Origin of the sequence: Acholeplasma granularum ATCC 19168, assembly GCF_000526235.1 — a bacterium.
GTDB lineage: Bacteria > Bacillota_I > Bacilli_A > Acholeplasmatales > Acholeplasmataceae > Acholeplasma > Acholeplasma granularum.
The window spans coordinates 1-21,221 of the sequence record NZ_JAFR01000010.1; the positions used below are offsets into that span (position 1 = coordinate 1).

Annotated in this window: 23 protein-coding genes; 20 read left to right on the top strand and 3 right to left on the bottom strand. The window is 28.7% G+C overall.

Going from position 1 to position 21,221, the window contains the following annotated elements; genetic code table 11:
• Together G324_RS07700 and G324_RS0104415 are read right to left on the bottom strand one after the other, a co-directional pair.
• A partial coding sequence (locus tag G324_RS07700) for an FMN-binding protein (RefSeq protein WP_051457531.1) occupies positions 1–1,413 on the bottom strand: 1,413 nt, incomplete at its 3' end.
• Positions 1,410–2,357, bottom strand: a complete 948-nt coding sequence (locus tag G324_RS0104415; protein ID WP_162146897.1) for an RnfABCDGE type electron transport complex subunit D — start codon at positions 2,355–2,357, stop codon at positions 1,410–1,412. The genes G324_RS0104415 and G324_RS07700, both read right to left, overlap by 4 nt.
• A 215-nt stretch (positions 2,358–2,572) precedes the next feature.
• Here G324_RS0104415 and G324_RS0104420 point away from each other — a divergent pair, with 215 nt between their 5' ends.
• From G324_RS0104420 to G324_RS07290, 6 genes are all read left to right on the top strand, one after another.
• Positions 2,573–3,229, top strand: coding sequence for a metal-dependent transcriptional regulator (locus G324_RS0104420; RefSeq protein WP_025725187.1), 657 nt, complete (start codon positions 2,573–2,575; stop codon positions 3,227–3,229).
• Between the two features lie 38 nt (positions 3,230–3,267).
• Positions 3,268–4,596 (top strand): magnesium transporter, encoded by a 1,329-nt coding sequence (gene mgtE / locus G324_RS0104425; RefSeq protein ID WP_025725188.1) that lies wholly within the window; start codon positions 3,268–3,270, stop codon positions 4,594–4,596.
• Positions 4,589–5,911 carry a magnesium transporter gene (locus G324_RS0104430; protein ID WP_025725189.1) on the top strand — a complete coding sequence of 441 codons (1,323 nt, stop codon included), beginning with the start codon at positions 4,589–4,591 and terminating at the stop codon, positions 5,909–5,911. Before mgtE ends, G324_RS0104430 begins: the two co-directional genes overlap by 8 nt.
• 76 nt (positions 5,912–5,987) lie before the next feature.
• Positions 5,988–6,890: a phosphogluconate dehydrogenase (NAD(+)-dependent, decarboxylating) gene (gnd, locus tag G324_RS0104435; RefSeq protein ID WP_162146898.1), complete on the top strand. Its 903-nt coding sequence runs from the start codon at positions 5,988–5,990 to the stop codon at positions 6,888–6,890.
• On the top strand, positions 6,887–8,230 hold the full coding sequence (zwf, locus tag G324_RS0104440; RefSeq protein ID WP_025725191.1) for a glucose-6-phosphate dehydrogenase: 1,344 nt from the start codon (positions 6,887–6,889) through the stop codon (positions 8,228–8,230). The genes gnd and zwf overlap by 4 nt, the downstream gene beginning before the upstream one ends.
• 163 nt (positions 8,231–8,393) lie before the next feature.
• A complete protein-coding gene (locus G324_RS07290; RefSeq protein WP_035357408.1) occupies positions 8,394–9,881 on the top strand; it encodes a carboxypeptidase M32 in 1,488 nt (495 codons plus the stop codon).
• Between the two features lie 13 nt (positions 9,882–9,894).
• Here G324_RS07290 and G324_RS0104450 read toward each other — a convergent pair whose 3' ends face one another.
• Positions 9,895–10,512 carry an MBL fold metallo-hydrolase gene (locus G324_RS0104450; RefSeq protein WP_025725192.1) on the bottom strand — a complete coding sequence of 206 codons (618 nt, stop codon included), beginning with the start codon at positions 10,510–10,512 and terminating at the stop codon, positions 9,895–9,897.
• A gap of 174 nt (positions 10,513–10,686) precedes the next feature.
• Here G324_RS0104450 and G324_RS0104455 point away from each other — a divergent pair, with 174 nt between their 5' ends.
• From G324_RS0104455 to G324_RS0104520, 14 genes are all read left to right on the top strand, one after another.
• On the top strand, positions 10,687–10,995 hold the full coding sequence (locus tag G324_RS0104455; protein ID WP_162146899.1) for an antibiotic biosynthesis monooxygenase family protein: 309 nt from the start codon (positions 10,687–10,689) through the stop codon (positions 10,993–10,995).
• Complete coding sequence (locus tag G324_RS0104460) at positions 10,992–11,969, top strand: ABC transporter permease (protein ID WP_051457532.1); 978 nt, start codon at positions 10,992–10,994, stop codon at positions 11,967–11,969. Before G324_RS0104455 ends, G324_RS0104460 begins: the two co-directional genes overlap by 4 nt.
• On the top strand, positions 11,962–12,957 hold the full coding sequence (locus G324_RS0104465) for an iron chelate uptake ABC transporter family permease subunit (RefSeq protein ID WP_162146900.1): 996 nt from the start codon (positions 11,962–11,964) through the stop codon (positions 12,955–12,957). The genes G324_RS0104460 and G324_RS0104465 overlap by 8 nt, the downstream gene beginning before the upstream one ends.
• Positions 12,954–13,724, top strand: coding sequence for an iron ABC transporter ATP-binding protein (locus G324_RS0104470; RefSeq protein WP_162146901.1), 771 nt, complete (start codon positions 12,954–12,956; stop codon positions 13,722–13,724). The genes G324_RS0104465 and G324_RS0104470 overlap by 4 nt, the downstream gene beginning before the upstream one ends.
• Positions 13,725–13,749: 25 nt before the next feature.
• On the top strand, positions 13,750–14,946 hold the full coding sequence (locus G324_RS0104475) for an ABC transporter substrate-binding protein (protein ID WP_025725197.1): 1,197 nt from the start codon (positions 13,750–13,752) through the stop codon (positions 14,944–14,946).
• Between the two features lie 102 nt (positions 14,947–15,048).
• Entirely contained in the window at positions 15,049–15,291 is a 243-nt protein-coding gene (gene secG, locus G324_RS0104480; protein ID WP_084027136.1) for a preprotein translocase subunit SecG, read from the top strand.
• Between the two features lie 60 nt (positions 15,292–15,351).
• Complete coding sequence (locus G324_RS0104485; RefSeq protein ID WP_025725199.1) at positions 15,352–16,035, top strand: RsmE family RNA methyltransferase; 684 nt, start codon at positions 15,352–15,354, stop codon at positions 16,033–16,035.
• A gap of 79 nt (positions 16,036–16,114) precedes the next feature.
• Positions 16,115–16,294, top strand: coding sequence for a 30S ribosomal protein S21 (gene rpsU / locus G324_RS0104490; RefSeq protein ID WP_025725200.1), 180 nt, complete (start codon positions 16,115–16,117; stop codon positions 16,292–16,294).
• A 221-nt stretch (positions 16,295–16,515) separates the two neighbouring features.
• The gene (locus G324_RS0104495; RefSeq protein WP_035357410.1) at positions 16,516–17,469 is read left to right on the top strand and encodes a PhoH family protein; all 954 of its coding nucleotides are present in this window, start codon (positions 16,516–16,518) and stop codon (positions 17,467–17,469) included.
• Positions 17,459–17,872, top strand: coding sequence for an rRNA maturation RNase YbeY (gene ybeY / locus G324_RS0104500; RefSeq protein WP_025725202.1), 414 nt, complete (start codon positions 17,459–17,461; stop codon positions 17,870–17,872). The genes G324_RS0104495 and ybeY overlap by 11 nt, the downstream gene beginning before the upstream one ends.
• A gap of 34 nt (positions 17,873–17,906) precedes the next feature.
• Positions 17,907–18,305, top strand: coding sequence for a cytidine deaminase (cdd, locus tag G324_RS0104505; protein WP_162146902.1), 399 nt, complete (start codon positions 17,907–17,909; stop codon positions 18,303–18,305).
• Positions 18,302–19,186 carry a GTPase Era gene (era, locus tag G324_RS0104510; protein WP_025725204.1) on the top strand — a complete coding sequence of 295 codons (885 nt, stop codon included), beginning with the start codon at positions 18,302–18,304 and terminating at the stop codon, positions 19,184–19,186. Before cdd ends, era begins: the two co-directional genes overlap by 4 nt.
• 2 nt (positions 19,187–19,188) lie before the next feature.
• Positions 19,189–19,836, top strand: a complete 648-nt coding sequence (gene recO, locus G324_RS0104515; protein ID WP_025725205.1) for a DNA repair protein RecO — start codon at positions 19,189–19,191, stop codon at positions 19,834–19,836.
• Between the two features lie 14 nt (positions 19,837–19,850).
• Positions 19,851–21,221: a glycine--tRNA ligase gene (locus G324_RS0104520; RefSeq protein ID WP_025725206.1), complete on the top strand. Its 1,371-nt coding sequence runs from the start codon at positions 19,851–19,853 to the stop codon at positions 21,219–21,221.

A 21,221-nucleotide genomic window follows, 5' to 3' on the forward strand; every position in this document is an offset into this window, starting at 1 on the left:
TGAATCAGTAGTAGGTTCAGCAACAAAACTAATTGTTGGTGCAAATTTCTTACCAACATAACCATCAAAGAATGTGGTATCTGTCATGATACGTGCGCCCCAGTTTTCTGATTGTTCATAAACAGATATTTTAACAATTGTTTCAAAATCAGCATTCAGTGTAATAACACCTTTAATAGTTCCTATAAATCCTGTGGTTTCAAATAAGAAACTTACATTTTGATTGGTTTTATTTGTATATAAAGTTAAACTGTTTTTAACCTCAATATCAAATGTAGATTCTAATAATGATTGGTAGTTATCTTCATTAGAGACGACACCATTATTAGTTAATAATTGTTGTTTCCAAACCATGTTTGGATCAATACCCAATTCGAAAGTACTATAATATAATGTTCTTGCTTCATTTAATCCTTTAGTAAATTCTCTTAATGTAGTAGTAGCGGAGCTAAATCCATCCAATATAGAAGCACTTGGTTCAAATTCTGGATCAAACTTTAATCCTTTGAATTTTTCTAGTTGTTCTGGATCTGTTTGGATGATTGAACCATTACCCTCTGTTTGACTAATAATATTTATACCGATAATGACCTCAAAATTACTATCTAGTGTCATGACAGCATTAATTGGCCCCATATGACCACTAGTTGTAAACAAGAAACTTACATTATTAGTCGTATTATGCTGATAAAGAGTAAGCGCACCAGATGTTTGAACATTAAATGAAGATTCAAATACAGTTTCAAATGTTTCATCACTAAATGTTGTTTGATTATGATTTAGTATATATTTTTTCCAAACTGTATCAAGGTCAATATCACTAAATAAGGAAGCATATAATTTGTATTCAGAACTTAATATACCAACAAATGCATTGGATGTACCAGTAGCTGCTGTAATTGCATCAACGGCATAATCTGTATCTGAGTTTTCAGTGTTTTTTAATTGTATACCTTTTTCAATATCAAACTTTTTACCTTTATATTTATTCAAATAATCTATTTCTTTAACAATCCCGCCAAGTCCTGGGGTTTCTGCTTGCTTTGTAACTGTAATTTGAACAATTGTTTGAAAGTCAGGTTCTAAGGTGATGACACCTTCAATGATATCCCATAGTCCTCGGCCAAAGAATCTATAGCTCATCACTCCTGTTTCTTTATTTACATATAAATATCTTACCTTTTCAGAATTTAATTCAGTTGCTTGTCTTACCTCAAATGTCTCATCAAAAACTTGAGCAAAATTAGCATCATTAAATTCAGCTTCATGATGTGATAAAGCTGCTGTTTTCCAAGCATATTCAGCATTAATTGCAATACGATCTTTAGTTATTGCATCTGCACCCATTAAAATTCCTGTTGAAACTAACCCTAAGATAAGTACAAATGATAGCATTGATAAATATTTTTTCATATGTTTAACTCCTCTAGTGCAGGAATTTCTTTAACTTTAGGAATGGTCCAAACATCAATTAATCCAACAACCGCATTCATAAATGTAACAGAATAAATGATTCCTTCAGTATTTGGAGCAAGTTTATTAAATACCCAAACATTTTGAATCATCCAAGTAACAATACCTAACATAAGACCATAAATAATTTTACCCTTAGTATATAATGGTGCAGTTTGAGGGTCTGTTGCAACAAATAATGCAGCAAATAATAAGTGTCCCATTAATAAAGAATAAACTGCATAAGTAAACGGATTAATTCCTGTTTTAGTAAATCCATTAATCAGTGATAAAACAAAATATGCACCTAAAAAAGTTGTAGGAATTTTCCAGTCAGATATTTTAAATACCATTAATAATGTTCCGAGTATTAAAATCCCTAATTTAAATGTTGTACCTAATGCTCCAGGATAATTTCCCATAAGTAGTGCCCAATAAGAATAAGTATTCAATACGCTTGTTGGATTAGTTTTAAATTGTGTTGCCGGGGTTACTGGGGCAATCACATTTAATACTGGGTTTAAAAAATTATTCACTTGAACAGGGAATGCTAAAGCAATAAAAATTAATCCAACCATTGCAGGATTAAATACATTTTTATCTTGGCCTCCCCATAGTGATTTTGCAAAAAATACTCCAAATGCTGTAGCTATTGAAACCATCCAAACTTCACTAATGATTGTTGGAGTTGTTAGTAAAGTAATTACAAGCGGTGTAATCCAAAAACTTGTAAAGTCAAAGGTTTCCTTTCTAGCTTTACTACTGAGTATTTCTACAATAAAAGATGTAACTATGGCAACTGCACCTATTATGAAAACTGTTGCTCCAAAGATAAACGAAGCAGCAATCAATAAGATGAAGAGTGCACTTGCAACAAATATTCTACTTTGTTGTGATTTATTCATTTTTATTTCCTCTCAAGTATTATTGGTTATATTTTAACATGTTATAGATACTTTTATAAAGTATTTGCGTAACTTTATTGTTAAATTTAGTAGAATAACTAACTATATTAAACATACAATATTAAATGAGTCATTAAAATCATAATAACGGCATTAACTAGACAAAAATAGCATAAAAATGTTACAATAATATAAGTAAAGGACGGTGATCTAAGTTGCACAGAGCAGAAGAAGACTATTTGAAACTAATCTATGAGTTACAAGTCGAATCAGGTAAACAACTGATTAAAAACAATGAAATAAAAGATGCTTTCGGTTTTACAGACCAAAGTGTTAACGATATGATCAAACGTCTACATGAACAAAAATTAGTTAACTTTAAACCATACAAAGGTGTATCTTTAACAAAAAAAGGTATATCTGTTGCGTATAAACTTGTTAGAGCACATAGAATATGGGAAGTGTTTTTAACTAAAAAATTAAACTACCCATGGCACAAAGTACACGAAGAAGCAGAAAATTTAGAACATGCTTCGAGTGAGGCGATGGTAGAGGCAATGTATCAATATTTAGGACAACCAGAAAGATGTAGTCATGGTAATCCGATACCTAATATTGATGGGGTTGTTAGACCAATTAATGATGAGGCTATGACTCACTTTAAAGTTGGTCAAATATTTTTAGTTGAACGCGCCTCGGATGATCCTAAACTATTAGAGTTATTGAATAAATATCAAATAAATTTAGGTTCCAAATTAAAGATAATTGAAAAAGATAACCATAATGAGTTTATTAAAGTTAACGTTTTAGACAAAGATTTATTATTAACATTTAGTTCTGCTAAAAAGATATTTGGCCGGAGCATCAAGTAATTTTTTACTTGATGTTTTTTATTATAAGGAGGGATTCTATGAAAATCAAAGAAATATTAAATCAAAACTTAAGCGATAAAGAACTGCTTGAAATATTAAAAGATATGCATGCTTTTGATATTGCTCAAAGTTTTTCTTTATTAGAAGAAGATGATATTAATCGAATTAAAAATTTATTACCACCTGAGTTATTAGCAGATGTATATTCATATTTAAATCCAGAGGATGCTGCTGAAATTCTTCAAACTCAAACATTGGATGAACAAATAGAAGTTATCTCAAACTTAGAGCCAGATGATGCTGCAGATATTATTAATGAATTTGAAGAAGAAGAAAAAGAAGAGTTGATGGATGCATTAAAAGATGAAGATATTCTTTCTTTAATGCAATATGAAGAAGAAACAGCAGGATCATATATGACCAATGATATTTTGTTTGTTAATCAAATTGAAAGTGTTAAAGAAGCAACTAAAAAACTTATTAAAAAAGCCAATGAACTAAAAAGTATTAAAACAGTATTTGTTGTAGATAAGGAAGAATCATATATAGGTCAAATCAGTCTACAAAGCCTTTTAAGAGCAAAAGAACCTTTAACAGTTAATGATCTTTATGAAACAGAACCAGTTTTAAATGAGCATGATGATGTTGATACAATTATTAAGCATATAAAACATTATGGTGCATATGATATCCCAATTGTTAGTGAAAAAAATAAACTATTAGGTGCAATTACAACCGATGATATTTTAGATATTTACCGTGATGAAACAGTTGAAGATATTGAAAAATTAAATATATTACCAGATACCGATTTAGATCAAAATGTATTTATTAGTTCATTTAAAAGACTGCCTTGGTTACTAATTTTAATGCTTTTAAGTATACCACTTGCTTTTATTACTTCAAATTATGAAGAAATTTTAACAAGTATCGTTATCTTAGCATTTTTTCAACCTTTAATGTTAGATTCAGGTGGAGATGTTGCATCTCAGACTTTAGCTGTAACACTTGTAGGATTAACATCAAAAGAAGGTGTTGATATTAAAGATGGAATAAAAGAAATTATATCAGGTACGATTTCAGGACTTGTAATGGGTATTTTAGCATTTATAGCAACTCTTGGATTAAGCCAATTTATGCAAGTAGATTCTCCTCTATTAGTTGCACTTGTCGTTGGAATATCTTTATGGCTCACAGTTATAAGTGCACCAATATTAGGCTTTTTCATACCTAATTTACTTCATAAATTAAATTTTGATCCAGCTGTTGCATCAGGTCCTTTCATTACAACACTGATAGATATTATTAGTATTGTTATATATTTTGGTCTAGCTACACTTTTATTAGGAGGAAGTATAAATGTTTAATATAGATTTTAATTTATCACCTAATAAACTGAAACTAGAATTATTAAAACTTCATGAATCAGATATAGCGGATTTATTTGAAGAAAATAAAATCTATAGGGAAAAAATATATTTGGTATTAGGCGTTAAAAGTTTTAAAAATGTGTTTGTCTTATTAAGTGAAGACGTACAAGTTGAGTTTTTTGATTCACTGAATACAGATCAAAAAAGATCATTACTTAAGTTTTTAGATACAGATGATATTAAAACTTTAATTGACTTATATGATAGAAAAAATCAATTAAATATCATATTATTACTTCAAGAAAAAACTAAAAATGAAATCACAAAACTTCTTAGTTATGAAGTTGGATCTTCAGGCTCTTTATCATCTCCTCACTTCATTAGTTTAGACATCAATACGAATATAAAAGATGCTACAAAGTATGTCATAACAGAAAGTAAAGAAAAAGATCAAATTGATGTTATCTTTTTCTATAATGAATCAAAGGTATTTGTTGGTGCATTAACACTTCAAGAATTAATTATTGCACGTGCAAATCAAAAAATAAGTAACTTAATTAATGAAAATTATCCATTTGTTTATGATAATGAACCTGTTACAGAAGCAATTAAAAAAATTAGAGACTATGATATTGAAGCAATTCCAGTACTTGATTTAGAAGGTCAAATTGTTGGTATTATACCTTTAGAAGATGCTTTAATCTTAATGGATGAAATGCATATTGAAACGATTGGACAATTATATAAAGTTCATGATTTAAAACAAACCGATTCACCACTTAAAAGATCATATGTACGTTTACCTTGGTTATTAATAAGTGCTGCATTAAATTTAGTTATCGTATCATTTCTATCTATTTTTCAAGGTACATTAGAATCGAATATAGCACTTATATTATTTCAGCCAATGATACTTGCTATGGCAGGAAATATTGGTACTCAAAGTATTTCAGTAACTATTTTAAGATTTCAAAAAGAAGCAAATATCCACAAGAACCATATATTAAAAGAAATAGGTATTGGATTAATTAACGGCTTATTATCTGGTATATTAGGTATATTAATTGTCTATGTTTTCTTATACTTACTACCAAATAATTATGTAGATATGCATTTGGTGGCACTAACTGTTGGTTTATCACTGTTTTTAGCGATGTTTGTATCATCACTTTGTGGTGTATTTATACCAGTTATCTTAAGAAGGTTTGGTTTTGATGAAAAAGCAGCAAGTGGTCCATTAATTACAACAATTAACGATTTTTTTGCATTAGGTATTTATTTTTTAATCGCAACCCTCATTCTTCTAGTTTAAAATGGTTTAAAATAAAAAAAGACATATAAATATGTTAAAATGGCATATAGAAAATAAATGTAAGAGGTGTAATCAAATGAGAATCCATTTAGTAGGATTAGGTAAAATGGGTGCTAATTTAGCACTGAATTTAAAAGAAAATAATCATGAAGTAATCGGTTTTGATTTAAACGATGAAGCACGTGCAAAATTAAATAAAGCAGGCATAGAAACACATGATGAACTAAATACCTTCTTAAAAAGACGTGATAATCAAAGATTAATTGTATGGTTATTAATTCCTAATAATTTAGTTGATCAAGTAATTGATCAGATCATTCCATATTTAAATGAAAAAGATATTATTGTTGATGGTGGAAATTCAAATTATAAATTATCAATGTCAAGATATGAAAGATTAAAAGAATTAGATATTGAATTTATCGATGTCGGTACATCTGGTGGTACAGAAGGTGCTAGACATGGTGCATGCTTAATGATTGGTGGAACAAAAGAAGCATTTGATTATTTAGAACCTGTATATAAAGATATATCAATGGAAGATGGATATGGATTTATGGGTTCACCAGGTAGTGGACATTTTGTAAAAATGGTTCACAATGGTATTGAATATGGCATGATGCAAGCTATTGGTGAAGGCTTTGAACTCATTGAATCATCACCTTTTGAAGTAGATTATCACTTACTTACTAAAGTATGGAATAGTGGTTCAATTATTGAATCAGCACTTGTAGGTTATATTGGTTCTGCATTTAGTAAAGATGCTAAATTAGAACAAATAGAAGGTCGTATTGATGATAGTGGTGAAGGTAAATGGATGGTAGAAGAAGCGCTTGATTTTGGGGTTGCTATACCGGTTATTGCTCAAAGTTTATTTACACGTTATAAATCAAGAGATAATGTAAAATTTAGTGAGAAAGTGGTTGCTGCTATGCGTAATGAATTTGGTGGGCATGCAGTATATAAAAAGAAAAAATGAAAAAGGATCTAATAATTACAATATTTGGTTCAACAGGAGATTTAACTGCTAGAAAACTACTTCCAGCAATTACAGCACTATATGAATCTAAAAATATTACTAACAATGTTCAGATCATAGCGTTAGGAAGAAGAGATTTTACAACGGAAGAATATCTAACGTATATTCAAAAACTAACCAAAAAGCCACTTAAACTTAATGTATTAAGAAATATATTAACATATTATAAAATACAAATTACAGAATTAGATGATTATATTAATTTTCAAAAATATATATCTAACCTTACAAATCCTCAAACAAAGCAAATATATTACATGGCTATTGGACCTGAAATTTTAAAAAATGTAGCTAAAAACGTATCTCAATCTAAATTAATTGAACACCAAAACCCTAATCATGTTTTAGTATTTGAAAAACCATTTGGCCACGACTTAGAATCTGCAATGAAAGTTAATGAAATGTTATGGTCATATTTTGATGAACAACAAATATTTAGAATTGATCATTATCTAGGAAAAGAAATGATTCAAAACCTTATGACAGTCAGATTTGCCAACCGTATATTTGAAGATACTTGGGATTCAAAATCAATTTCAAAAGTAAAAATCCATGTTAAAGAACAAGAAGGTATTTTAACAAGAGCAGGATACTATGACACATCAGGTGCCTTAAAAGATATGGTACAGTCACATCTACTTCAAATACTATCATTGGTTGCAATGGATGCACCTAAAAAATATCATTCTGAATACATAAAGGATGAAAAAGTAAAGGTATTAAGAAGTTTAACGCTTGATACAGATTGTGCAATATTTGGTCAATATAAAGGATATCTTGATGAAGAAAACATTCCTTTAGATTCTAAAACTGAAACATTTGTATATTTTAGAGTATTTGTTAATACACCAAGATTTAGAGGTGTGCCATTTGAAATATTAACAGGTAAAAAATTAGATAAAAAAGAATCTTATATTGAAATTGAATATTACCCAACAGATGAACAGTCAAAATGGCAATTAGATACCGTACCAAACAAATTAAGAATTAATATTCAGCCAGATGATGGTGTAGAACTATCAATTAATTCTAAAAAACCTGGATTAAAAGAAAATTTAGAAGAAGTACATCTAAGTTTTAAAACAGCTGAATCAGTTGAAGGAAATATCCCTGAAGCTTATGAAAAATTAATTTTAGATATTGTTACAGGACATCGCACACTATTTACAAGATGGGACGAAATAGATGCAAGTTGGCATTTCATTGATCAAGTAAAAAAAGCTTGTAAAAAATTTGTAGTCTATGAAAATGAATCAGATATCTTAAGTCATATTAAATAACCTATATAAAATACACCCTTAACTTAAAAGGTGTATTTTTTTAATATATTATAAATGTGTACGCTTTCATATGTTAAAACTTATAGTTTATGAATGAAAAAACATACAAATAGTTAAAATAATGCTATAATAAATTAGATAAAATAAAGGTTAGGAGTAAATAATGCAAGAACAAATAGATATATATATTAATATGCGTAAAAGGCTTTATGCATATAATTATGCAATGTGGGTACTAGAGTGGGATATGGAAACAGAACTTCCAACTGGTGCAGTAAATCATAGAGCTGAACAAATCGAAGTTTTAACAAATGAAATTTATGCACTCGAAACCGATAAAAAGTATTTAAAAGCAATTACTGAACTATTTGAAAACAAAGATAAATTAGATGATCTTTTAAAAAGAGAAATTGAAAAAGTTGAAAAAGAAATGCGTCTAATTAAAAAGATGCCTAAAGAAGAGTATATTGATTATCAGGTTTTATTATCGAAATCAACATCCATTTGGAGCAAAGCAAAATCAAATGATGACTTTGAAAGTTTCTTACCAACCTTAGAAAAAATAGTCTCCTACCAAAGAAAAATAGTAAAATACCTTCAAACACCTACCTTAAAAGGTTATGATGTTTTACTTGATATGTATGAAGAAGGATTTACAACAAAAGAATATGATGAATTCTTTGAAAAATTAAGACAAGAACTTTTACCATTTGTATTAACTGCAACAAGTGGCAAAAAACCTTTATCTAGAAAATTAACTAAAAATACATTTCCTATCTATAAACAAAAAATGTTTAATATGTATTTAACGGATGTATTTAAGTTTGACTTAGCAAGGGGAGCACTAAGAACAAGTGCACATCCATTTACATCTAATTTTTCAACCTATGATGTACGTATTACTACTAGATATTTAGAAAATTCTATTGAATCTGCAATATTTTCTACAATTCATGAAATGGGTCATGCAATTTATGAACAAAATATTAATCCAGATTTAAATGGAACATATCTAGCAACTGGCGCATCAATGGGAATTCATGAATCTCAATCTAGAATGTATGAAAATATGATTGCAAGATCATATAGTTTCTGGGAAGCACACTATGATCACTTAAAAGAAATTTTTTCTAAAGAACTAAAAGGTGTGTCACTTTTAGAATTTTATCAATACATTAACCGTGCAGAAAGATCTGTTGTAAGAACAGAAGCGGATGAACTTACCTATCCATTACATATCATGGTGCGTTATGAAATAGAAAAACTACTTATAAGTGGTAAATTAAAACCTAAAGATCTTGCTAAAAAGTGGAAGAGATTATCTCAAGAATATATAGGTATTAGACCAAAAAATGATACAGAAGGTGTGCTACAAGATATTCACTGGGCAGTAGGGTCTTTTGGATACTTCCCAACATATGCATTAGGTAGTGCTTATGCTGCACAAATATATTATGCTATGAACAAAGACTTTAATATTGAAAATGCAATTTCTGATAATAATATAGAAAAAATTAACCAGTGGTTAAAACAACACATTCACCAATATGGTCAAACGAAGTCTCCAAAAGAGATTATATTTGATGCAACTAAAGAAGTATTTAATCCTAATTATTATATTGAATACTTAAAAAGAAAATTTTCTAATTAAAAAAAGCACTGACTTATTCTAGGTCAGTGCTTCTTTCTTTTAAGAAAGGATTATTTAACTTTTCATGGCCAATTGATGTTTGTTTACCATGACCAGGATAAACAAAAGTTTTATCTGGTAATGTAAAGAGCCTATTCTTAATAGAATCTATTAAAACTTCCTCATTTGCAAAAGGTATATCTGTTCTACCAATTGTTTCAAAAAATAAAGTATCTCCTGAAAATAGATATGGTGCAGCGTATAGTGATGTAGAACCTTCAGAATGCCCTGGGGTTTCTATGACTTCAAATACATGCTTACCAAAATCGATTTTATCGCCATCTACTACATATTGATCAACTGGAATATCATATGGATAATAATTATAAATTGTATCTGTTAACCATACCTTATCTTTAAGTGGAGCATATATTGGAATATGATAAATTTCTTTTAATTGCTTCACGCCACCAGTATGATCCATATGTCCATGTGTAATATAGATGAACTGCGGATCTAACTTTCTAGATTTAATATATTCAATTATTTCAGTTCCTTCAAATCCAGGGTCGATAATAAAGCATTGTTTACCCTCGGATACAACATATGCATTTGAACGAACATGTCCTAATTTTAATGCGATAATCTCCATTTATTTCACCCGTTAAAGATTATACACTAGTTTTACAATTACTTCAAATAGTTCGTGAAAACCCATAATTAACTTAATTTATAATATTTATAAATAATTTAAATTGCTAATATTTAAATAATATTATATACTATAGAAAATCATCATTTGTAGAACGAAAGGAAATTGAATATTATGTATGTAGTAGTACGTATCATGAAGGTGACTAAAAACCACCAAGAGGAAGTAATAAAGCGCTTTTTAAACAAAAATTTAATGTCTAAGTCACCTGGCTATATTAAGTCATTATTATTACTTGATAGTAAGGGTAAAGATTATGATGTTTTTAGACAAGAAATTTTTTGGAAAGATAAACGTGCTTTTTTTGTTTGGGAAGGTTCACCTGAACATATTGCAATGCACAAAAATAAAACAAATCATTCCAAACCAGAAGAAATAATTGAAGTAAGCCGTGAGACCTATGAGGTTGTTGGCGAGATATGATATTAAAAAAAAGAAGTATTACAATAGTTTTATTATTTATATTTATCATATTATCATTAAGCATAGATGCTAGAAAAGACGTTAATTTAATAACGTTATTTTCATTTACACCTGAAGTTATTGAAATACTTTTAATTTCTAGAATCCCAAGAACCTTAACAATCATTTTAACGTCATCAGCTTTAAGTGTTGCAGGATTAATTATGCAATCGATTGCTAAAAATAAGTTTGCATCACCAGGAGTGATGGGAACTACCCAAGCTGCAACACTTGGAGTATTAGTTGCTCACCTATTTTTTCCAGGTCAAGACTTATGGGTTCAGTTTATATTCTCATTTGTTACATCAATGATTAGTAGTTACTTATTTTTATCGTTTCTAAACAAAATACAATTTAAAAATGAGGTTTATGTCCCCTTAATTGGTATGATGTTTGGTGCACTGATTAGTTCTATAGCTATTATGCTTGCTCAAACAACAAATGCACTACAATTTTTAAATAGTATTGGTGTAGGTAGTTTTACAAATAAAACATTAGGTACTTTTGAAATGATTTTATTTGTTGTACCGGCACTAATTCTTTCAATTATATATGCTAGTGAATTTAATATCATTTCTTTAGGTAAAGATTTTTCTGAAAATCTAGGTTTAAATTATAAAAAAACAATTACTATAGGAATTATCATTGTATCAGTCATTACAGCTAGTTCATTTATAGTTGTAGGACCACTGCCCTTTTTAGGACTGATAATACCTAATTTGGTTTCAATTTATTATGGCGATAATTTAAAGAAAAGTATATTTGATTTAATGATATTTGGAAGTTTATTTGTTCTAATTTGTGATATTTTAGCTCGTAGTGTTTTATATATTATAACTGGGTATAACTTTGAAATTGCTGTAGGATTTGTTATGGGTATCTTAGGTTCAATTATATTTTTATATTTACTTTTAAGGAAGACAAAAGATGCGTAAAAAAATAATTATATGGTCCATTTTAAGTATACTTTCCATTATCCTATATTTGTTTGTATGGATGATTTCTCAATACGACTTAATTATATTTAGTTTAAATGATCCAGACAGAAGACAAATATTTATGCAAACAATATTAACTATTTTTCAAAGAAGAACAATTCAAATAATAGGCTTACTAATCGCAGCAACACTTACAGCAACAACCACACTTACATTTCAAACACTTACTAAAAACCGAATAATTACACCAAATTTATTAGGTTTTGATAGTATATATATTGTCATCCAAACCACTTTAGTTTATTTTTTTAGTATCTCTAAAATTCTTCAAGATCCTACTTTAAACTTTATATTATCTGTGGTTATTATGACAGGTGTCACCCTTTTAATGTATAAACTTGTTTTAAATAAAAATAAAAATAATATATTATTACTTTTACTAGTGGGCATGGTCATTTCAACACTTACATCAAATTATTCAAGTTTCTTAAAGATATTAATGGATCCACAATCTTTTCAAACAGTTGAAAGTCTAACTTCTGTATCTGTTGTCAACATGGATACTACATTAATTGTTATTGCTCTACCAATAAGCTTAATAATTAGTTTGATATTTTATTTCAAATCAAGAGTTTATGATGTATTAGCACTTGGTGAATCATATGCAATTAATTTAGGGATTAATTATTCAAAAGAAACCTACTTAAACTTAATACTTATCTCATTTGGAGTATCTATCGTTACAGCACTAGTTGGGCCACTTGCATTTTTAGGGTTAATAGCTGTTAATATAGCAAAAGAAACATATGAAAAATATCACCATAAAATAATTTATTTCATATCTATATTAGTATCAATAACAGTTTTAATTATGGGACAAGCGGTAGTTGAACTATTAGGTTTTGAAACCTTAGTTACAACAATTATGAGTTTATTTGGTGGTTTTTATATGATTTACTTAATAATAAAGGAGCATAAAATATGATAGTTTTAGAAAATATCAATCAAAGTTATGGGGATAAAACAATCCTTAAAAACGTTACATTAACTATCCCAGATAAACAAATAACAGGTATTATAGGACCTAATGGTGCTGGTAAAACCACGTTATTTAATGTAATTTCAAGAGTAATTAGCTCTAAATCTGGAACAATTATGATTGATAACCAAAATATAATGGATTCAAATATTAATTTATCTAAAACAATTGCAGTACTTAAACAGTCTAATCAATTTAATTTAAAACTTACCTCTTATGAACTTATTAGTTTTGGAAGATATCCACATTCAAAAGGTAGACTAAAAAAAGAAGATAAATTAAAAATTGAAGAAATGATCAATTATTTAAATATAGAGCCTATAAGAAATCAATATATTGATACACTATCAGGTGGTCAACTTCAAAGAGTGTTACTTGCTATGATACTCGTTCAAGATACTAAATATATCATGTTAGATGAACCATTAAATAATTTAGATATGAAGCATGGTGTTGAAATGATGATGTTACTTCAAAAGTTTGTAAAAGAACTTGGAAAAACAATCGTTGTTGTAATGCATGATATTAATATTGCAGCTAGTTTTTGTGACTATATTGTTGCAATTAAAGATGGAATGGTTAACTTTGAAGGTCCATCAAATGATGTGATGCAAGAACATGTATTAAATGAAATATATGACTCTGACTTTTGTATTAGAGAAGTTGATGGTAAAAGAGTATGTTTATATCACCGTTTAAAAGAAGATAAATGAAATTAAAAAAAGGAAATATTTGTAGATGAGAAAAATAACAATACTAACTATAGTATTTATAAACATTCTATTTATAGTAGGATGTAGTCAAGAGGCATCAAACAATGGATTTTATACAGTAGAGTTTTTTGGACCTAACCAAGAACTAATTACTGAAACTGAAATATATGAAAACGAATTAATTGATAAACCAGCTGATCCTGTTTATCTAAATTATGAATTTGTAGGATGGTTTACATCAACCCAACATCACACAAAGTGGAATTTTAATATAGATAAAGTAAATCGTCATTTAAAACTTTATGCACGTTTTGAAACTAAAATTACACACACAATATCTAGTCAAAATGGACTAGATAATGAAGGTAATCCGGTATATATAAAAGAAAATATTGAAGAAAATATTAGAGTTAACCCTAAAGTGGTTGTATCATTTTCATTAGATATTGCGGATATATTTATGAATATTGGTATGGATAAATTGAATTTAATGCGTTTTGGAATACCTAAAAGTAATCTACCAGAGACATTAAATATGTTTGATTCTAATATGTATCCAAATGTTGGTACTTTATTTGAACCGAATTATGATGCACTAGACTTAATACTTCCAGAGTTAATTATTATAGGTGGAAGAAGTTCAAATCTTTATGATACGTTAAGTCAAAAATATCCAAATGCTGATATACTTGATGTTTCAAATACAATTTTTAGTTTTGAAACACAAAATCAAGTATTTACAAATTTAGGTAATATTTTTCCTCAAATCAAAGAAACATTAGATAATTATTTATTAGAATTTAACACTAGAAAAGAAACCATTAAAAGTTTAAATCATTCAAAAAACGCATTATTTGTTTTACTTAACAATGCAGATATATCTATTTTTGGTGCAGGTTCTAGATATGGGGTTATATATGATGAATTTGGATTTACACCAAGTGACCCTAATCTAAAAACTTTAGAATCTCATGGTAATATTGTGAGTTTTGAATATATTTCTCAGGTAAATCCACAAACTATATTTATATTAGATAGAGCCCAAGCAGTAGAATCTAGCGGCTCCATAAATTTATTTATAAATAATCAATTAGTTAAAAATACGGTTGCAGGAAAAAATAGTGATATATATGTATTAGAACCATTTAGTTGGTATATTTTACCTGGGGGAATTACATCTACACTACAAATGTTAGATGATATTGAACAAGTTTTTAAATAGTGTTTGAAATATAACAACTTCATGATATAATTATTTTAAAGGTTTTATTGACTTTCAATAGGCATTTTAGTTATAATAATAACGGTTTATTTTAAAGGAGTAATGAATATGCTATTTCCAGACTGGGTTATATTTTTCGCAAGTATCTTTATGATTGCTATCTCTGCACTACAAAATTCTAAAGATGATGTTATGAGTGCATTTACAGGTAACAATTCAGATTTATTTAAAAACAAAAAAGTACAAGGACCAGATGTATTCTTCAATCGTGCAATGATTGTATTAGGTATTTTATTCTTTGCTATGATTATTTGGAGTAATAACATCGATCGTTTCTTTAACTAATAATAAAGTTTAGGTACTCTTAAGATATAAGAGTACCTGTTTTATTTTAAAGGAGTCATTATGCAACGTTATTTTTTAAATGATCATGAAGAATTTTTTGAAAGCGATAAACATCACATATTAAATGTGATGCGTTTTAAAACGGATACTGAAGTTGAAATTTGCGGAAAAAATGGGTGTTTTTTATCTCGACTTAAAATCGTAAATCAAGAGATTAGCTACGAAGTTACTAAAGCAATCAAAGATAACCCACCACTTAATGTAACAATTTTACAAGGGCTACCTAAAGGTGATAAGATAGATTTTATTGTAAAGTCTGCAACTCTTTTTCAAGCAAAACAAATAATATTTATGCCAATGAAACGAAGCATTGCAAAACTTTCAAATACAGAACATAAAATCCTAAGGCTTGAAAAAATTAGTAAAGAAGCAGCAGAATTATCTAAACGTTCAACACTACCTAAAATTTCATATATCTCTAAATTAGAAGAACTTGATTTAAGTTTATATAAAGTATTATTACTTGATGAGTTAGAAGAAGTAAACACTTTAAATCAAATAACTATTAAATATCCTAATGACAACATACTAGCTATTATCGGTCCTGAAGGTGGTATAGATAACATTGAAAGAAATAAGTTTATAAACCTAGGGGCATTACCAATTACACTTGGAAAAACCATACTTCCTACAGAATTTGCTCATATACCGCTATTAAATGCATTTTCATCTATAAAATATTAAAATTCTTTTGACATATGTATAAAAATGCATTATAATAAAAAAGGTTTGAATAATCAAACGTGTGGGAGGAGGGCAGATTATGTCTAAAACAGAAGTACGCAAAGGTGAAACGATAGAAGATACGCTACGTCGTTTTAAGCGCACCGTGAGTAAAGACGGTACCCTTGTAGAAGCACGTAAACGTGAATACTACATTAAACCAGGCGTTGATCGTCGCATGAAAGCTAAAGCAGCTAAAAGCAAAAAGAAAAAAAGATAATTTATAAAATTAATTTTCAAAACACCTCCAATATTTGAAGGTGTTTTTTTTGATAAAAAATACATAATTAATGTGTCATTTTATAAAGAATGGATTAAATGACATTGAATATAAAACTAATTAGGCAAAAAATGATAAAAAGCGTATAAATAACATTGAAACAAGTGCATTTTTTGACGTTTTAAGGTAAAATATATGTACGTAAAATGGGAGGATTGTGAATGAAATTAAACTTAAATATTTCACATGCAGAAACACTCCAACGTCTCGTTGGTATAGAAGATAGAAACTTAGTAGTTTTTAAGTCACATTTTGGCTTTGACGTTTCTATTTTTGATACTCATATCGTTGTTGATACAGATGACAGTAAAAGATCACTTTTAGAACGTATTTTTAAAACACTTATCATGTTAGCGGAACATAAAATCATACTTACTGAAAGAGATGTTTTATATATTATCAAAATGGCTGAAGCAGATGCTTTAGACAATATTATAGATTTATATAAATCACAAAAAAAGATACTTATATCTGACTCAGGTAAAGCGATTGTACCTAAAACATTTAACCAAAAAGAATATTCAGATGCATTATTAAAATATCCACTAGTTTTTGGAGTTGGACCTGCTGGTACTGGTAAAACTTACCTTGCAGTAGCCCATGCAGTTGCTGCATTAAAAGCAGGCAAGGTTAAAAAATTAATCTTAACACGTCCTGCAGTTGAAGCAGGTGAATCATTAGGTTTTTTACCCGGAGATTTAAAAGAAAAAGTAGATCCGTATTTAATCCCTTTATATGATGCTTTATATGATTTTTTAGGTATAAGCACAACAAACGGTTTATTAGAACGTGGCATTATAGAAGTTGCACCACTTGCATATATGCGAGGTCGTACACTTGAAAATGCTTTTGTTATACTAGATGAGGCACAAAACACTACAGAAACACAAATGAAAATGTTTCTAACCCGTCTTGGATTTTCTAGTTTTATGGTAGTTACAGGAGACCCCTCACAAGTTGATTTAGGTTATAGGCAAAAATCAGGACTTAAACAGGCACTTGAAATATTAAAAGATATTGATGATTCAAAAATTATACACTTTGATAAAGTAGATGTCATCAGACATCCACTTGTTCAAAAAATACTAGAAAGATATGAAAAACATGGAAGTTAATTATTTTAATCAAACAAAAGAAGATACTCAAAAATTTGAAAACATATTAGATACAGTATTTAAAGACATTAAACAAACAAAATCAATGCAAGTTATATTTGTTGATAATAATGAAATTTTAAAGATTAATCAAACCTATAGAAACATCAATGATAAAACGGATGTACTATCTTTTCCTAATGATGATGAATTAGATGATTCCATTGGTGATATTTTTATCAGCATAGAACAAGCCTATACACAAGCTAATAATTATCATCACTCAATTGAAAGAGAAATCGGATTTTTAGCGGTCCATGGCTATCTTCATTTAATAGGTTATGATCATGACACGCCTGAAAATGAAAAACAAATGTTTGAATTACAAGAAGAAATATTAAAAAAAGTTAATTTAACAAGATAAATGATTAAAACCATTTATAGAAAGCAGGGTTTATATGTTTATTGAAGAAGCAAAAAAAGCTAGAGAAAAAGCTTATGTACCGTATTCTAATTTTAAAGTTGGTGCAGTCATAACTTTAAAAGATGGCACCCATATTCATGGTGCAAATATTGAAAATAGTAGTTATGGACTAACATCATGTGCAGAACGTAACGGGTTATTTTCTTTAATTTCTCAAGGTTATAATGTCAAAGATATTAAAGAGATTACAATTATTGGTGACTCATATGGTCCAATTTCACCATGTGGTGCTTGTAGACAAGTATTAAGTGAACTTATCCCTCATGAAACCCCAATATATTTAACAAATCTAAAAGGCGATGTGCATGAAACATCAGTTTCAGAACTTTTACCATTTGGTTTTGATTTAAATACAGATCGTACAAACAAATGACAAAATCAGGATTTATAGCAATCGTTGGTAAACCAAATGTTGGAAAATCAACATTATTAAATGCTTTAATCGGTGAGAAGATAGCAATCACATCTCCTAAGGTTCAAACTACTCGTTTTCGTATTACAGGTATTTTAAGTGAAAACGAAAATCAGTTTGTTTTTATTGATACACCAGGGATGCATAAACCATACCATGGTTTAGGAAAATCAATGGATAAGTCAGCATCTGATGCACTTTTAGATGCCGATTTAATTATGTGGGTTGTTGATCAAAGCTTCAAAAAAACGGATGAGCTGATATTAAACCGTATTAAAGATAGTGGGTTACCTGTTATATTAGTCATTAATAAAATTGATGAATTAGAAAAAAAATCAGATATTGACCAAATTATTGTTAGTTATTTAAACAAACACGAGTTTAATGAAATTATACCAATTTCTGCAAGAGAACAAACACATTTGGTACAACTAAAAAATGCCTTATCAAATTATTTAATTGAAGGACCACATTATTATCCAAGTGATTATAAAACAGATCAAACTGATGAATCACGAATGTCAGAAATTATAAGGGAACGTATTTTATACTATACAGAGCAAGAAGTCCCTCATAGTGTTGCTGTAATGATTGAGTCTATGAAAATTAACAGTGAACTAAAAACACTTGATGTAGACGCTTTAATTATTGTTGAACGTGATAGTCAAAAAGGTATCTTAATTGGTAAAAATGGTGAAAAACTTAAAAGAATAGGTACTGAAGCACGTAAAGAAATCAATAAAATATTTGAATTAAAGGTACATTTATCACTATGGGTTAAAGTCAAAAAAGACTGGAGAAATGACCCAAGTACCATCGCTCGTTATGGTTATGGTAAGTAATTATGGAAGGTATTGTATACAAACAACAAAGTTATTTAGAAAATGATCGTTTAGTTTTTGTATATACACCTAAAGGAAGAATTACTTTAATTGCTAAAGGTAGTCAAAAAGTTACTTCAAATTTACGTAATGTTGCACAATACTTAAATTTGATTACATTTGATGAAAAACCTAATAAAGTAATGTATACCTTAATAAATGCTAAGGTCATTAATAATTTTTTATCATTAAAAAATGATTATAAAAAGTTAGAACAGGCAAGTATCTTATTCGACTTATTAAGTTTTGTATCAGACAATGATATGCATGAAAAAATATATTTAATCATTAAAGATGCACTACTTAAATTTAGTAAAGAAAGTGTTTTATCATTTGGTTTTAAATTATTAAAACATCTAGGATATCCAATGAATTTAAAACCCGATGGTAGAATTGTTAAAGGATTTAACATCAATATTGGAAGTTTAGTATATGAAAATACTCCTTTAATATCAAATATCGATGTAGAGTTAACAACTGAACTCATTAAATCAACTTTTCTTCCCTATGAACAACTACCAAGCTTAGATGATTATACCTATGAAAAACTTAAAAAATTTATGTATGATTATTATGAACATCATACAGATATTAAAATATCACGCAAATAAAGGAGATTACTTAAATGGTAACATTAGAATATTTAGTACAATATGCAAAACAAACTGGATTTATATTTCAAGGTTCAGAAATCTATGGTGGTTTAGCAAATACATGGGACTATGGTCCTTTAGGTTCAAATTTAAAGAAAAACATTAAAGAAGCTTGGTTAAAAAAGTTTGTTAAACAGGCACCAAATGTTGTAGCACTTGACTCATCAATTTTATTAAATCCAATGGTTTGGCAAGCTAGTGGCCATTTATCTGGTTTTTCCGATCCTTTAATTGAAAATAAAACATCCAATCAAAGATATCGTGCGGATAAACTTATCCTAGCACATGACCCAACTCAAAAACCTGATGGTTGGACAGAAGATGAAATGTATGATTACATTATGAAGCATCAAATTAAAGATCCAGTATCTAAAACATCTGATTGGCTACCAATTAGAAAATTTAATATGATGTTTAAAACTTTTCAAGGTGTTGTTGAAGAAACAGCAAACGAAGTTTACTTAAGACCAGAAACAGCACAAGGTATATTTATTAACTTTAAAAATATTCAACGCTCTACTAGACTTAAAGTGCCATTTGGTGTTGGTCAAATTGGAAAAAGTTTTAGAAATGAAATCACTCCAGGTAATTTCATTTTTAGAACCAGAGAATTTGAACAAATGGAACTAGAATTCTTCTGTAAACCAGGAACAGAACTTGAATGGTTTGATTACTGGATAAACTACATGATGAAGTTCTTAAAAGATTTAGGGATTAATCCTGAATTATTACGTGCAGAACCACATGCAAAAGAAGCACTGAGTCACTATTCAAATGCAACAACAGATATTGAATTTAAATATCCATGGGGATTTGATGAACTATGGGGTATTGCAAGCAGAACAGATTTTGACCTGACTCAACATCAAAACCTAAGTAAAGAAGATCTAACTTACTTGGACCCTGAAACCAATGAAAGATATATTCCTTACGTTATTGAACCATCTGTCGGGGTTGAACGTTTATTATTAATCTTTTTACTAAATGGCCTTGAAGAAGAAAAATTAGAATCAGGTGATACACGCCAACTTCTAAAAATACATCCAGCACTTGCACCATATAAAGCAGCTATTTTACCACTTGTACGTAAAGAGCATAGTCAAAAAGCTAAAGAAATTCAAGCGCTGCTTGCAGAACATTTTGATGTTGTTTATGATGAAACCCAAAATATCGGTAAACGTTATCGTAGACAAGATGCAATTGGAACACCGTTTTGTATTACAGTAGACCATCAAACAATGATTGATCAAACAGTTACAATTAGACACCGTGATTCGATGGAACAAACTCGTATAGCAATTGATAGCTTAGAAGACTTTATTAGAAAATCAATTAAATTTTAA